Annotated in this window: 13 protein-coding genes; 7 read left to right on the top strand and 6 right to left on the bottom strand. The window is 33.9% G+C overall.

Annotated elements, in window-relative coordinates; all coding sequences use genetic code 11:
- Positions 1-100: 100 nt before the first annotated feature.
- Positions 101-838, top strand: a complete 738-nt coding sequence (locus AC0608_RS13200; RefSeq protein WP_478289384.1) for a hypothetical protein — start codon at positions 101-103, stop codon at positions 836-838.
- Between the two features lie 197 nt (positions 839-1,035).
- Positions 1,036-1,686, top strand: coding sequence for a putative polyvalent protein kinase domain-containing protein (locus AC0608_RS13205; protein WP_478289385.1), 651 nt, complete (start codon positions 1,036-1,038; stop codon positions 1,684-1,686).
- Between the two features lie 174 nt (positions 1,687-1,860).
- Here the strand turns inward: AC0608_RS13205 and AC0608_RS13210 are convergent, their stop codons facing one another.
- Entirely contained in the window at positions 1,861-2,523 is a 663-nt protein-coding gene (locus AC0608_RS13210; RefSeq protein ID WP_478289386.1) for a TrmH family RNA methyltransferase, read from the bottom strand.
- A 65-nt stretch (positions 2,524-2,588) separates the two neighbouring features.
- On the opposite strand from AC0608_RS13210, the gene AC0608_RS13215 reads away from it, so the two are divergent.
- From AC0608_RS13215 to AC0608_RS13235, 5 genes are all read left to right on the top strand, one after another.
- Complete coding sequence (locus AC0608_RS13215) at positions 2,589-3,281, top strand: SIR2 family NAD-dependent protein deacylase (protein ID WP_417990198.1); 693 nt, start codon at positions 2,589-2,591, stop codon at positions 3,279-3,281.
- A 67-nt stretch (positions 3,282-3,348) separates the two neighbouring features.
- Positions 3,349-4,695: an adenylosuccinate lyase gene (gene purB, locus AC0608_RS13220; RefSeq protein WP_478289387.1), complete on the top strand. Its 1,347-nt coding sequence runs from the start codon at positions 3,349-3,351 to the stop codon at positions 4,693-4,695.
- Positions 4,696-4,877: 182 nt separating this feature from the next.
- Positions 4,878-7,118 (top strand): cation:proton antiporter domain-containing protein, encoded by a 2,241-nt coding sequence (locus AC0608_RS13225; RefSeq protein ID WP_478289388.1) that lies wholly within the window; start codon positions 4,878-4,880, stop codon positions 7,116-7,118.
- A 292-nt stretch (positions 7,119-7,410) separates the two neighbouring features.
- Positions 7,411-8,016 (top strand): NAD(P)H-dependent oxidoreductase, encoded by a 606-nt coding sequence (locus tag AC0608_RS13230; RefSeq protein WP_417959453.1) that lies wholly within the window; start codon positions 7,411-7,413, stop codon positions 8,014-8,016.
- Between the two features lies 1 nt (position 8,017).
- Positions 8,018-9,907, top strand: a complete 1,890-nt coding sequence (locus tag AC0608_RS13235) for a monovalent cation:proton antiporter-2 (CPA2) family protein (RefSeq protein ID WP_478289389.1) — start codon at positions 8,018-8,020, stop codon at positions 9,905-9,907.
- 84 nt (positions 9,908-9,991) lie between these two features.
- On the opposite strand, the gene guaB is transcribed toward AC0608_RS13235, so the two are convergent.
- From guaB to AC0608_RS13260, 5 genes are all read right to left on the bottom strand, one after another.
- Entirely contained in the window at positions 9,992-11,464 is a 1,473-nt protein-coding gene (guaB, locus tag AC0608_RS13240; protein WP_478289390.1) for an IMP dehydrogenase, read from the bottom strand.
- Positions 11,465-11,721: 257 nt separating this feature from the next.
- Positions 11,722-13,116, bottom strand: coding sequence for a DUF5723 family protein (locus AC0608_RS13245; protein ID WP_478289391.1), 1,395 nt, complete (start codon positions 13,114-13,116; stop codon positions 11,722-11,724).
- The gene (locus AC0608_RS13250; protein WP_478289392.1) at positions 13,113-13,667 is read right to left on the bottom strand and encodes a hypothetical protein; all 555 of its coding nucleotides are present in this window, start codon (positions 13,665-13,667) and stop codon (positions 13,113-13,115) included. Before AC0608_RS13250 ends, AC0608_RS13245 begins: the two co-directional genes overlap by 4 nt.
- Positions 13,668-13,774: 107 nt before the next feature.
- On the bottom strand, positions 13,775-14,638 hold the full coding sequence (locus AC0608_RS13255) for a hydroxymethylglutaryl-CoA lyase (protein ID WP_478289393.1): 864 nt from the start codon (positions 14,636-14,638) through the stop codon (positions 13,775-13,777).
- Between the two features lie 105 nt (positions 14,639-14,743).
- Complete coding sequence (locus AC0608_RS13260; RefSeq protein ID WP_478289394.1) at positions 14,744-15,763, bottom strand: quinone-dependent dihydroorotate dehydrogenase; 1,020 nt, start codon at positions 15,761-15,763, stop codon at positions 14,744-14,746.
- Between the last annotated feature and the right edge of the window lie 199 nt (positions 15,764-15,962).

Consider the following 15,962-nt stretch of genomic DNA (forward strand, 5'->3'; position numbering starts at 1 on the left):
TAAAGCCTGACGTTTATCAGACCTATATACTAGTTAGCAGTAATGTTGCTTCAGACGACTCGAAATTAACACAGTATTTTTAATGACCAATTTGTTATAAATGATACTTGAACACTCTTCATTTCTTAAACCTACAAATCAAAATCAACAAATCTGGCGATATGTAGATTTTACAAAATTTATTGATTTACTCAATTCGGAATCTATTTATTTTACAAGAACCGACAAATTTGAAGATGTTTTTGAAGGTTCAATCTCACTTAAAACTGCTGAATTTAGAAAAAGTAGAACAAGCCTTGAAATCGGCGGAATTAAAATGTGTGACTACGAATCTTTTTCAGAGTCTTCAAAAAAAAGCAGAGAAAATTTCGGTGTTAATTGTTGGCATATGAATGACTATGAATCTGCAGCAATGTGGAAACTCTACTTAAAATCTAACGAGGGAATAGCAATTCAATCTAGTTATAAACGCCTAAATAAAGTGTTGAAAAAATCCAAAAACCAATTCTTTATTGGAACAGTTAATTATATAGATTATGAGAAAGATAATGTAAAATTTGAGAACTCATTTCTACCATTTGTTCATAAACGAAAAAGTTTCTCTCATGAAAATGAACTTCGAGCAATAATCCCGATAGAAGCACCAAGAAATGAAAAAATAAATTTGCAAAATGGAGGTTGTAAAATCAAAGTAGATTTAAATGAATTAATAGAGAATATATTTGTATCCCCCGACTCACCTATATGGTTTTTAGAATTAGTTAGTGATACATGTATAAAATTTGGTTTTAACTTCAATGTCATAAATTCGAATTTGAATAATAGACCAATATACTAATTAAAAAACAATACTGCTAACACACGCTACAAGCAATTTGGGTATTATGCTTAAATTGAAATTGGTTTTGTATTTGGGATGATTTGGCAAATCCTAATAATGGGCTTAATTTAATCCCAAAACCCGTTGTAATAGCGAGACGTTAGCGATCATTTTTAGGATTGTCGGAAAGTCAAAATTTATTTTTATATTTGTCAATGCTAAATGATTTAAAAAATGAACTACACAATATCGTTTCAGGAAAGAGCCAAATTAGGACTGGAACAATTATCCAAACAATTGCCTGTTACCTTAACGATGGCGAGAAAACAAGCACAACTTCTTCAGACGAAAAGCATTTCAAAAAACAAGAAGCAAAGAAGTTAGAAGAATATATTACAGAGAAAAATCTTTGGATTAACAACATAGATTTTTCACAATATGTCAGTGAAGGGGCTGAACAAAAAGTCTATCTCAAAGACAGCGAACATGTTTTAAAGCTAAATGACGCTATTTATTATAACTCTTGGAAAGATTATTTATACAATTTATTACTTCATAATTATTTCTTTTCCGACACAGCATATGATTTGTTGGGTTTTACTAAAAACGATGAAATTTTATATGCAGTAGTTCAGCAAAATTACGTTTCAATTACTTCTAACACAGATTTGAAACAAGTCAAAAAATTTTTAACATTGAACGGTTTTGAAAACAATCGTAACAATGATTATCATAACCTGGAATTAGGAATTATTTTAGAAGATTTACATGACGAAAATGTCTTGACAAGAAATGAAATCTTATACTTCATTGATACCGTTTTTTATCTGACCGAAAACTTTTGGAAAAACAGAAACGAACATTAACAGCTAGTCTTTAGTTACTTGCTTAGCATGAACAATGAAAACCCGATAGCGCAGATTTGCAATCCTTGCCCACAACGATAAGCACTTAATCAAAAGAAAATACTAAATGTGATTGCTTCGTTCCTCGCAATGAATCAACAAATCGTTAAAATCTAATTTAAGAGTTTGTCTAAACTATCTTAGATTTTCCTCAAAATACCGTTCTTCAATTCTTTTAATGTCTTTTATGGAATTTTTGGCCCAAGCCAAACGTTTTTCCAAAATTTCATTTTCAGATAAATGCCAGTCAATATTTGAATTGCGCAATCGATTCGTCAAGTTTTGAATGATGATGGCCGCCGAAACCGAGATATTCAAACTTTCCGTAAAACCTACCATCGGAATTTTTAGAAAACCATCGGCTCGTTGCAAAATTTCTTCGGATAATCCGTCTCTTTCAGTTCCAAAAAATAAGGCAGTGGGTTTCGAAATGTCAAAATCTTCCAGCAAACAATCATTCTCATGTGGGGTTGTAGCAATGATTTGGTATCCTTTACTTTTTAGCGTATCGACACAATTCGTAATGCTGTCGAAGGTATTGATGTCAACCCATTTTTGGGCGCCCATAGCTATTTCCTTATCGATACTTTTTCCGTACCGTTGCTCAATCACATTCAATTCCTGAATTCCAAAAATCTCACAACTGCGCATGACGGCACTCGTATTGTGCATTTGAAAAATATCTTCTACGGCAATGGTAAAATGATTAGTTCTGTTTTCCAATACTTTCAAGAATTTTTCTTTGCGGTTATCCGTTAAGATATTTTCAAGAAAATTAAGGTAATCGATATCAATCATTGCAGATTATTTTTTTGGCAAAAATACTAAAAAAGACTAGCTTTATCTCCTAATGCATTTTACAAATGAAAAAGAAATTAGTGGTTCTTACTGGCGCTGGAATTAGTGCCGAAAGTGGCATCAAAACGTTTCGTGACAGTGACGGACTTTGGGAAGGTCATAACGTTATGGATGTTGCCACTCCAGAAGGTTGGCATAAAAACCCGGCTTTGGTGCTGGATTTTTACAATCAAAGGCGAAAACAACTCAAGGAAGTACAACCGAATTTGGGCCATCAAATTCTGGCTGAATTAGAAAAGAATTTTGAGGTGTACATTATTACCCAAAATGTAGATGATTTACATGAACGCGCCGGAAGCACTTCTGTGTTGCATTTGCACGGCGAATTATTAAAAGTGAGAAGTACCAAAAACCCAAATTACATTCTGGATTGGCAGGAGGATTTAAATTTTGGCGATTTAGATGAAAACAAAAATCAATTACGCCCGCATATCGTTTGGTTTGGCGAGGAAGTTCCTGCACTTGATGAAGCAATTGGGCTAACCCAACAAGCAGATTATTTTGCTGTTATTGGGACTTCATTGCAAGTCTATCCTGCTGCAGGATTAATCGATTTTACAGCGCGAGAAACACCTATTTTTTATATTGATCCAAAACCCATAAAAATTCCGAATCTCCGAAATCCATTAGATGTGATTCCTGAAGTGGCATCAGAAGGAATGAAAACACTAAAAAAGAAGCTAATCGGCTTTATTTAAAAACCATTCGTTTTCTATTTTGTCACGAAAGGGTTATATTTGCGCCTTTCGAACAAACAACAAAACAATGACTACTTTAAACGAATTGAATGCTATTTCTCCTATTGATGGAAGATATAGAAGTAAAACCCTTTCTTTAGCTCCATTTTTCTCTGAGGAAGCTTTAATCAAATACCGTGTATTGGTTGAAATTGAATACTTTATTGCTTTGTGCGAAGTACCTTTGCCACAATTAAAAAATGTAAACCCGGATTTATTCGAAAGCTTACGCAACATCTATAAAAATTTCTCTACTGAAGATGCTCTTTGGATCAAAGAAACGGAGAAAGTAACCAACCACGATGTAAAAGCGGTGGAATACTTCATCAAAGATGCTTTTGAAAAACTAGGCTTATCTGAATATAAAGAGTTTATCCACTTTGGATTGACTTCCCAAGATATAAATAATACAGCAATTCCATTATCTACAAAAGAAGCTTTCGAGAAAGTGTATATGCCTTCCTTGATTACTTTGACATCAAAATTGAAAGATTTAAGTGTGGAATGGAAAGACATTCCAATGCTTGCCCGTACGCACGGACAACCGGCTTCTCCAACTCGTTTGGGTAAAGAAATTGGTGTTTTTGTAGAACGCTTAGAAGAGCAAATGCGTTTGTTGTTCAACATTCCTTTTGCAGCTAAATTTGGTGGTGCTACCGGAAATTATAACGCACATCATGTGGCGTATCCACAAATTGACTGGAGAAAATTCGGTGGGAAATTTGTGGAGGAAAATCTTGGTTTACACCACTCCTTCCCTACTACACAAATTGAGCATTACGACCATTTCGCAGCATTTTTTGATGCGTTGAAAAGAATAAACACGATCATCATTGATTTAGACAGAGATATTTGGACGTATGTTTCCATGGAATATTTCAAACAAAAAATCAAAGTAGGAGAAATAGGTTCTTCGGCGATGCCACACAAAGTAAACCCAATTGATTTTGAAAACTCAGAAGGAAATTTAGGGATTGCCAATGCTATTTTTGAACATTTATCGGCCAAATTGCCCTTATCCAGATTACAACGCGATTTAACCGACAGTACGGTTTTAAGAAATATTGGTGTACCAATAGGACATACTTTAATTGCTTTTGAAGCTACTTTGAAAGGATTAAATAAGTTGTTATTGAACGAACCAAAATTCCACGAAGACTTAGAGAAAAACTGGGCCGTAGTTGCCGAAGCTATTCAAACAATATTACGCCGTGAAGCGTATCCTAATCCGTATGAAGCATTAAAAGGATTGACCAGAACCAATGAAGCGATAGATAAAAAAGCAATTCACGGTTTCATTGCAACGTTAGAGGTTTCGGAAGAAATTAAAGCCGAATTGATGCAAATCACTCCTAGTAATTTTTTAGGAATATAAATTTTAGAAAGTAATAAAATTTTAAGACCCCGTTGAAAAGATAAAAAACAATCTTATCAACGGGATTTTTATTGTTTGAAACATTTCATAAAGAGCTATTTTAACTTTAAAAACATCTTTAAAAATTAAAATTTTTATATCTTACCAAGCAACATAAATCCTTAAAATAGTAACAAAATCAAATGGATACAGTAGAAACAGTCGCAAATGCCTCTCATCATTTACAGCCTTTAATTAGTGACTTAGGTTTAATTCTGATGACTGCAGCCGTTGCAGTTTTGTTATTTAAAAAAATAAAACAGCCGTTAGTACTGGGTTATTTAATTGCTGGATTTTTAGCCGGAAATCATTTTGATTTTTTCCCTTCTGTAAAAGATATTAAAAGCGTCGAGGTTTGGGCAGAGATTGGGGTAATTTTTTTATTATTTAGCTTAGGATTGGAATTTAGTTTTAAGAAACTGATGAAAGTAGGCGGTACCGCATCAATTACTGCTGTCACACAAATCATTGCGATGGTTTCCATTGGCTATTTGGTAGGGCAATGGATTGGATGGAAGCCAATGGACAGTATCTTTTTAGGCGTTATCCTTTCCATTTCATCCACTACCATTATCCTGAAAACATTTGATGAATTGGGCGTAAAAACACAAAAATTTGCGGGCATAGTCATCGGCTCTCTTATCGTTCAAGATATCGTTGCCATTTTAATGATGGTGTTACTTTCAACAATTGCTGTTAGTCAACAGTTTTCAGGTAGCGAACTGCTTTTGTCCGTTTTTAAACTGATCTTTTTCTTGACTATTTGGTTTGTTGGCGGTATCTTTTTTATCCCGACTTTACTTAAAAAAGCCAAAAATATATTAACGGACGAAATGTTGTTAATCATTTCACTAGCATTATGCTTAATGATGGTTATTCTAGCGGCTAATGTTGGTTTCTCTCCTGCATTAGGCGCTTTTATAATGGGTTCCATCATTGCCGAAACTACTCAGGCAGAGCACATCGAACATTTAGTAAAGCCCGTAAAAGATCTTTTTGGTGCCGTTTTCTTTGTATCGGTAGGCATGTTAATAAATCCCGAAACGTTGTACGACTATGCTTTTCCAGTGGCTATTTTAACATTCGTAGTGATTTTAGGACAGTCTATAAGTTCCACAATTGGCGCTTTACTTTCCGGTCAGCCCTTAAAGCAATCGGTACAAACAGGGATGAGTTTATCCCAAATTGGGGAGTTCTCCTTTATTATTGCAACATTAGGAATGACGCTTAATGTTACTAGTGAATTTCTATATCCAATTGTAGTTGCCGTTTCGGCAGTGACAGCATTTACAACCCCTTTTATGGTTAAATTCGCCACACCGTTTTCTGAATATCTTGAAAAAAAATTACCTCGAAAGTGGACTAAAAAAATTGAACGATACAGTGCCAATGCACAATCTATAAAGTTAGTCACAAATTGGCAAATAGTAGTACGCGCATTTCTAACCCAAGTAGTTATCCATTCCGTAATTATTGTTGCGGTCATTTTGCTTTCCGCAAAATTTATTCTTCCATTAGTTGAAGGATCCCAATTCAGAAATATTTTTGGTGCGTTGATTACTTTAGTGATATTATCTCCTTTCTTATGGGCGCTATCCTTACGTCGAGTAGCCGTAAAAGAAGTCGCTATTTTAAGAGAAGAACGCAAATACCGTGGGCCTATTCTGATGATGATTTTATTACGAATGGTATTAACCCTTTTTTACATCGGTTTCTTGTTGAATATCTTTTTCTCCCCTGTAATTGCTTTTATAGCTTTGATTGGGGCCGTTGTAGTATATTTTGTTTTTCCTAAGAAATTAAATGCACAATATCATAAAATTGAAGATCATTTTCTCAAAAATTTAAATGCTAGAGAAATCAAAAAAGCCATTAGAAGCCGCAGTGATTTAACTCCTTGGGATGGCCACATGACTACTTTTGATATTGCGGCAACTTCAAATATTGCAGGAAAAACATTAGAAGAGTTGAGAATTAGAGAACTGTTAGGGATCAATATCGCCTTTATCAAACGTGGAGAAATTATGATTAATATCCCCAATAAAAATGAACGTTTATTTCCTGGTGATGAAATTTGTGTGATTGGGACAGATAACCAAGTCCAAGAATTTAAATCCTATTTGCATCAGAATGAAATAGAAATTCCGGAAAAACTTATTGAAACCGATATTATCTTAAAACAACTAGAGCTCAAGGGAGAGGATTTCATTGGTAAAAGCATTAGAGAATCGCTATTGCGCGAAAAAACTAATGCCTTAATTGTTGGGATAGAAAGAAACGGAAAAAGAATTTTAAACCCCGAATCTAATATGATATTAGCAAAAAATGATATCCTTTGGGTAGTCGGTAGTAAAAAACTTTTAACTACTTTTTTTAAATATTAAACTTCAAGCAAAAATAGTACAATTGTTATTTCTATTCCTGGTCTATTTGGGTTCCATTAGTGCGAATTATATATCTTGACTTAAATCCTAACGCAATAAAACGTTATATCCTGTTTTAAAGAGATTTTATGTTTATTAAATATTATAAGGGAAAATTTGTTTTGAAGTGTTTTAAATTATAAAAATTAAGCAATATTTTATATCTTTCAATAAATTTAAAATACACAATACCCCTGTAAATCAGTTGAATAACTAATTTTAAAGTTCTAAAAAAACTGTAAACTAAATTTTTATGTCAAAAAATAAAATCTTAATCCTGTTTTTTCACCCATTATTCGAAAAATCTAATGCGAATAAAGCTTTGGTGCAAAATATTCCGGATTCAGAAAACATTACTTTCCATGATTTGTATGAGGAATATCCAGATTTTGACATTGATGTAAAACACGAGCAAGTATTATTAAGTCAGCATGACATAATAATTTGGCACCATCCTTTGTATTGGTACAGTTGCCCTCCACTTATGAAACAATGGATTGATATGGTGCTAGAACATAACTGGGCTTATGGAAAAAAAGGGATAGCTTTACAAGACAAAATAATTTTTCAGGTAATTACAACCGGTGGCGATAAGAAAAACTATTGCGAAACGGGAAGTGATCGCTATAGTATTCCTGAATTATTGGAACCATTTAATCAAACGGCAAAAGTATGTAATATGATTTATTTACCTCCATTTGTAATACATGGGACCCATAATATGACTCAAGAAGATTACGAAAAAAATGGCTTGGTCTATGGCTATTTTCTTGACTTTTTAGAGAAAAATGGTTTGGATACAGAAGTAATCTTGCAATACCATTATTTGAATGAATGGTTTGCTACAATAAAAATATGATATGGATACTAATTTTCTACTTCAGGCAATAATTTATCTAACAGCTGCGATCATTTGTGTCCCAATTGCAAAAAAATTAGGATTAAGCTCTATTTTAGGCTACTTATTAGCGGGAATTGTAATTGGCCCTTTTGTACTTGGCTTTATTGGGCAAGAAGGAGAAAATATTATGCATTTTGCAGAGTTTGGTGTAGTCATGATGTTATTCCTGATTGGCTTAGAACTGGAACCTAATAAATTTTGGAAAATGCGAAAATTTATTCTTGGAATGGGTTCCGCACAATTAATAGGAACCACTTTAATTTTATTTGTAGGCTGCCTCGTATTCATGGATTGGAAATGGGAAACCACATTAGCGATTTCTTTAGCCTTAGCCTTATCCTCAACTGCTATTGTATTACAAACTTTAAAAGAAAAAGGATTGTCTAATACGTCCGTAGGGCGCTCCTCATTTGCTGTATTGCTTTTTCAGGATATTGCAGTTATTCCAATTTTAGCTTTCTTGCCCTTACTATCTACTGTAAATTTAAAGACAACTAACGATGTACCACAATCATTAATTACAGGATATCCCAGTTGGTTACAAACTTTAATTGTTCTCGGTATTATTTCGACGATTTATTTTGCCGGTCGCTATGTTTTTGTTCCGTTACTGCATATTATTGCAAAAACTCGTTTACAAGAATTGTTTACCGCCACAGCATTACTACTGGTAGTTGGCGTTTCGTTTTTAATGCAATTAGTTGGTTTAAGCCCTGCTCTTGGTGCTTTTATGGCTGGAGTTGTATTGGCTAATTCTGAATTTCGTCATGAATTAGAAGGCGATATTGCTCCTTTTAAAGGATTACTTTTAGGATTATTTTTTCTAGGAGTTGGCGCATCGATAAATTTCAAGTTAATTGTTGACAATCCTTTTTTCATTTTTATTTTTGGAGCCATCCTAACGCTTGTAAAATTCGTAGTTTTATTTACCATCAGTCGATTTCATAAAAAAAATATAGATCAAAATCTATTTTTTGCTTTTGGATTGAGCCAAGCTGGCGAGTTTGGTTTTGTGATTATGAGTTTTTGCATGCAACTGAATTTAATTCCTAGCATTTTAGCCAATCAAGTAATGGCTGTAATCGCCATGAGTATGGTAGCAACTCCTTTTCTTTTACTTATTAATGAACGTTTGATTTACCCTAATTCTAACTCCAAAGAAAAACCAGTAGAGATTAAAAAAGACAATGATTTTATTGATGAAGACAATCCTGTAATCATTGCTGGTTTTGGTCATTTTGGCAGTACAGTAGGACGTTTGTTGAGAGCCAATAATGTAAAGTCTACTATTCTTGATTACGATTCAGATAGAATTGATTTACTGCGAAAAATGGGATTTAAAGTGTATTATGGAGATGCAACCCGATTAGAATTATTGAAAGCAGCAGGTTGCGAAACTGCAAAACTTTTTATCGCTGCTATAGATAATCCGACCGTAAATTTACAAGTAATTGAAACCTTAAAAAAACATTTTCCTAATTTAAAAATATTAACTCGTGCTCGTAATCGAAATGATGCTTACGAGTTAATTGATCATAAAGTAGAACACATTTATCGAGAAACCTTATATAGTGCTGTAAACATGGGTGTTGATGCGTTAGTCGAGTTAGGTCATCGAAAATATTCGGCTAGACGACAAGGACAGCAATTTATTAAATATGATGAAATCACTACGCGAAAGTTAGCTGAAAAACGCCACGACAAAATGGCCTATATGATTACTATTAAACAAGAAATTGAATTGCAGGAACAATTACTCAAGACTGATATTTATTCTCAAGTTGCGGCTACGAATCACAGCTGGGACAGTGAGCATTTAAAAAATAATTTATCAGAATCATCCGATTAAAAAAACGTTTCATCTCATAAAAAAAGGCATAATTTAAATCCTAAACAGAATTAATTATGCCTTTTATTGATTTAAATCCTACAATTATCTTGAATAATTTGGAGCTTCTTTTGTAATCGTTACATTATGTGGGTGACTTTCATTGATTCCGCTAGCGGTAATACGAACAAAACGCCCCGTTTCTTGTAAGGTTGGAATGTCTTTTGAACCACAATATCCCATTCCAGCGCGAAGTCCGCCAATAAATTGTTGCATACTTTCATTTAATTCTCCTTTGTAAGGAACACGCCCTACAATTCCTTCTGGAACCAGTTTTTTTACATCATCCTCTACATCTTGAAAATAACGATCTTTTGACCCTTCTTGCATTGCTTCAACAGAACCCATTCCGCGGTATGACTTGAATTTTCTTCCTTCGAAAATAATGGTTTCACCAGGAGATTCCATGGTACCTGCCAAAAGAGACCCGAGCATCACACAATCAGCACCAGCAGCAATTGCTTTTGGGATGTCACCTGTGTACCGAATTCCTCCATCAGCAATTACAGGAACTCCAGTTCCTTTTATCGCTGCAGCCACTTCAAGTACCGCTGAAAACTGAGGAAAACCTACACCTGCTACAATCCGTGTAGTGCAAATAGAGCCTGGTCCAATCCCTACTTTTACACCGTCGGCACCATTTTCGACTAAAAACTTAGCGGCTTCCGGCGTTGCAATATTACCTACGATAACATCTATTTGAGGAAATTTACTTTTTACTTCTTTCAATACATTAACAACACCTTGTGTATGTCCATGAGCGGTATCAATAATAATGGCATCAACACCCGCGTTTACCAATGCTTCAGCTCTTTGAACAGCGTCACCAGTTACACCAATTGCTGCTGCAACTCGTAAACGGCCGTATATATCTTTGTTAGCAATGGGCTTTTGAGTCAATTTAGTAATATCTCTAAAGGTAATCAAGCCCACTAATTTGTAGTCTTTATTTACAACTGGTAGTTTTTCTATTTTATGCCCTTGTAAAACTACTTCTGCCTGTTCTAGAGAAGTCCCTTCGGCAACTGTTACTAAGTTTTCGCTGGTCATTACCTCAACAATAGGCCTTGCATTATTTTTTTCAAAACGTAAATCTCTGTTGGTAACTATTCCTTTTAGAATTTGGTTTTCGTCTACAATTGGAATTCCACCAATACCAAATTCCTTCATGGCATTCTTAGCGTCAGCAACTGTAGAAGTCATCGGTAAAGTAACTGGATCGATAATCATTCCGGATTCGGCCCGTTTGACTTTTCTAACTTTTGCAGCTTGCTGTTCGATAGTCATATTTTTATGCAAAACACCAATCCCTCCTTCTTGAGCCATAGCTATTGCCATTGCACTTTCGGTAACGGTATCCATCGCTGCGGATACAATTGGAACATTGAGTGTAATATTTCTTGAAAATTTTGATTGAATACTTACTTCGCGAGGAAGTACATTCGAGTAGTTTGGAATTAGTAGAACATCATCGTAAGTTAATCCTTCTCCGATAATCTTAGAGTTGTGTGCGATCATTGCAATTGTAGTTGGAGTTTAATTGCGTGCAAATATAGATAATTTTAAGGAAAAAATCGTTATTATTTCCAATAAAAAATATATCAGCCAATTATCTAAAATTAAAAAATTACGTTAATGTCATAATATTTTAACTGTAAATCTTTGGATCTTTAAAGAGCGTGATCAGGCTGGCATGAAAAATTATTTAAGTTTTAAATAATTTTGAAAAAATCCTCGTCGAATATTGAAAACTAAATAAATCAGATTCTAAAATATCATTTTTTTTTATTCTTAAAAACAACATTAAATCCTAGTTGAAATGAAAGGCTATTTGCCTTAGTAAGATCGCTATATTCTAAAAGATTATCAGCAAGTACATAAAAATTCAAAGGGCCAAAAGTACTCGATAATCCCAAACCAATATTCTTACAGGAATACGAATCTATGGTATATGTAGCTTTTACATGCAATGCCTTAACTATTTTTCTTCTGTAATACGTTGTAAAGGCCACTAGCGGTGTCCGAGGTGTAGACATTACAAATAATTGGGCACCAACTGCACTTTTATAAATTGTTTCTGGATTATAATCCAGACAGTTGCAGTCCTCAGCTCTTTCCTCATCAAATGAAAACTGAACAGAGGTATTGAACTTAGCAGGACGCCAAGTAGTATAATTAGCATATAGGGTATCTAAAGGGATGGCCTCCTTGAACGCTTGATAACTATTTTCTGCTGAATCGCCCGAGCTGAATTTCGGAATAATTCCTTCGTATTTATATGTTCCTTTGTAAGTTAAACTTTCTACTTCTTTAGTATGCTTAATAAAGCCTATATCTATAACACTACCCGTTAACTGTATGTTTTTTTTTGGATAGTAGGTAAAACCTAGATCAAATCCCAAACCTAAATTGCCTCCTAAAAGCGCTCTTTTGGTAATGTCTTTTACCACATTTGGCTCGTAATCCTTATCGTCATACTTAGCTATACCGGAAGTATTGAGTTGTAAATTCGAATAAATCATCTGTTCATATACACCCACATTCGAAGGAATAGTATAAATATAACCCGAGTTATTAGTAGAACTAGCATTGAATATACTGGAATAAATTTTCCCACGAAACCCTAAAATAAATTTATCATTAATATTTTTATGAAATCCTATGTGAAATACCGACAGCATTTCTGCCTTCATATTCAAATCCCCCAAATCAAATACTTTTCCCAAATAGTCTCTGTTTCCGTCCAAAGCTAATACCGCAATATCTTTTGGCACATAGGTCAACATATCAAATTCCTGATACATCCCAAACGAAACATAAGAATCATTTAGTCCTCCTTTTATTTTAAAACCACCGTTAAAAATTTCTAGTTGTTCGTTTACAGCAACCCTATCTTTTCTTGTTGTGGAGAATACCACATCTCGCAATTTCACATTAAAATCGACTCCATTGTCAGCAAACAAATCATAAGCTGAAAATCCACTTGAACCTACATTTGCCGAAATCCCTGATAACAAAGGAATTCCGAAATAAAAGTTATATTTAAAATCGGTACCTGGATTAGTCAACAAAGACTGAGGAATTGAAGTGAAATTATATAAAAGTTGTTTGTTTTGTGAAAAACTACTTATTCCTATACATAAAATAAAAATTAATATTATTTTTCTCATTCTACTATTAAATAAGCGGTTACACTTGAACGTAATTTTAAACTTCCTTTACTACTTTCAGTTAACGGAGCACCTGGAAACATCGTCAAGGTAAATGCAATTTTTGTAGTTCTTTTTAATAAATCAAGTTGAGCTCCTTCAAATATTTCGGTTTTAGTTACTTTATTTTCTGCATCTGAATATGCCGGAACTATAAAATCTAAAGAATGAACTCGTTGATTATTTCTATCCAAAAAAACTAAATCTACTGAATAGGCTCTAGCTATTGTATTATTCATTTCATAGGAAAGTTCGATTTTTTTTAATCGTTGTGTAAAAAAAGAATCATTAAAAACATCAACAGTTGGCGCATCAAAAATCACGGATTGCTCCCCTCCTCCACTTCTAACAAATTGATTGGCTAAAATATCAAAATAAGCCAAATTACCAACAAATACCGGTTCGATCTTAACATCATTAACTTGGTTAAAATCTAAATCACTTGTACATGAAAAAGAAAATAACAGTAGAATTAGCATTCCTAAAACTCTATTTAATCCCAGTAGTTTCATGATATTGTACGTTTAAGAATAATTTATAAATATAATAATCAACGCACCAATACTATACTTATTATTTTGTAAGTGCGTTAAATCGTGAAGTAATGACAGTATAATTTTCAATGAAACTCTCCAAACAACTTAGAAGCCTCATTATAAGCACTTTCAAAACTCATTGGACTCACATTCGTGAATTCCTTTTGCGCGGTAAAATAGGATAATAATTTCTCTGTAGGCATATTACCTGTTAAATTATCGGTTGCCATTGGACAACCTCCAAAACCCTGAATAGCTCCATCAAAACGACGACAGCCTCCTTTATAAGCCGCATCAATTTTTTCAAACCATTTGTCTGGTGTGGTATGAAGATGGGCTCCAAATTCAATGTGTGGATATTTCGGAATTAAATTCGAAAACAAATAGGAGATTACTTCAGGTGAGGAACTACCCACAGTATCCGAAAGCGAAAGAATCTTCACCCCCATCTTGGCTAACTTTTGAGTCCATTCTCCCACAATTTCCATATTCCATGGATCGCCATACGGATTTCCAAAACCCATTGATAAATAAGCTACCACTTCTTTATTGCTCTTATCTGCAATTTCCAAAATTTCTTGTAAAGTGATTAATGATTCAGCTATAGTTTTATGAGTATTTCGCATTTGAAAATTTTCCGAAATCGAAAATGGAAAACCTAAATACTGTATTTCAGGATATCCTGAGGCAGATTTGGCGCCCTGGGTATTAGCGATAATTGCCAATAGTTTGCTTTGGGTTTGCGATAAATCAAGCCGTGCTAAAACTTCGGCAGTGTCCTGCATTTGCGGAATAGCTTTTGGCGAAACAAAACTTCCAAAATCTATACTATCAAAACCTACCCGCAATAAAGATTGAATATAAGCCACCTTCTTTTCCGTAGGAATAAATGGTTTTATACCTTGCATCGCATCACGAGGACATTCTATAATTTTTATTGGTTCCATAGACAGCCAAAGATAGAAAAACAATTCTGAATTTTAAATTCTGAATTTTAAATTTCAGAAAATGTACATTACTTTGTATTAAGCTAACAAAGAGGTATTTAAAAACTACATCTTACTCAAGATTTTCTTATTTATAGCTTTTACCAGAGCCGGACCTTCGTAAATAAAACCGGTATACAACTGTATCAAACTCGCTCCTGCATTTAGTTTTTCTATGGCATCATCGGCAGAATGAATGCCTCCCACTCCTATTATTGGAAAAGCTTTATTGCTCTTATCTGCTAAAAACCGGATCACTTCCGTAGAACGTTTTGCCAACGGTTTACCAGATAACCCACCCATTTCTATTTTGCTTTCAGATTGTAAACCTTCGCGAGAAATAGTAGTATTGGTGGCAATTACGCCTGCAATTTTAGTTTCCTGAACTATCGCTATAATATCCAACAATTGCTCATCAGTAAGATCCGGCGCAATTTTTAGTAGTACTGGTTTTTGTTTAGGCATTGCTAAATTCTTATTTTGAAGCGTTTGTAACAATTGTGTTAAGGGTTCTTTATCTTGCAAAGCACGGAGATTTGGCGTGTTTGGCGAACTCACATTCACTACAAAATAATCGACGTAATCATATAATGCGTCAAAACATATTTCATAATCTGATGTGGCTGCTTCGTTTGGTGTCAACTTGTTTTTCCCAATATTTCCACCTATCAAAACACCTTTATTTTCTTTTAATCGTAGTACAGCCTCATTAACACCGCCGTTATTGAACCCCATTCTATTTATAATTGCTGCATCTTCTTTAAGGCGAAACAAGCGTTTTTTGGGATTCCCTTCTTGCCCTTTTGGAGTAAGTGTGCCTATCTCGATAAATCCAAAACCAAAGTGAGACAATTCTTTAAACAGCTTGGCATCTTTATCAAAGCCTGCAGCTAATCCTATGGGATTTTTAAATTTCAATCCAAAAACTTCCGTTTCTAATCTTGGATCATTAACTTGATAAAGGGATTTAAAAAGAAATGGAATACCTGGTATTTGAGATAAAAACCGAATCAGTGAAAAAGTAAAATAATGAACTTTTTCAGGATCAAACCAGAAAAGCATTGGACGTATCAGCAGTTTATACATGTGTAAGTATTGTTGTGTATTGCAAAAATAGAATTATCTACTCGAAAAATAAATATTTAAAAAATAATTTATAAAATCATTTTAATTTTTCAAAAACTACTCCTTATCTAAACCCCATTAATTCATATAAAAGCGAAAAATTTAATAGCTATTTATTGAAAAATAAATTATAAATACTTAATTTTAAGTAAGATATCTA

The organism is Flavobacterium sp. GNP008, assembly GCF_056428965.1.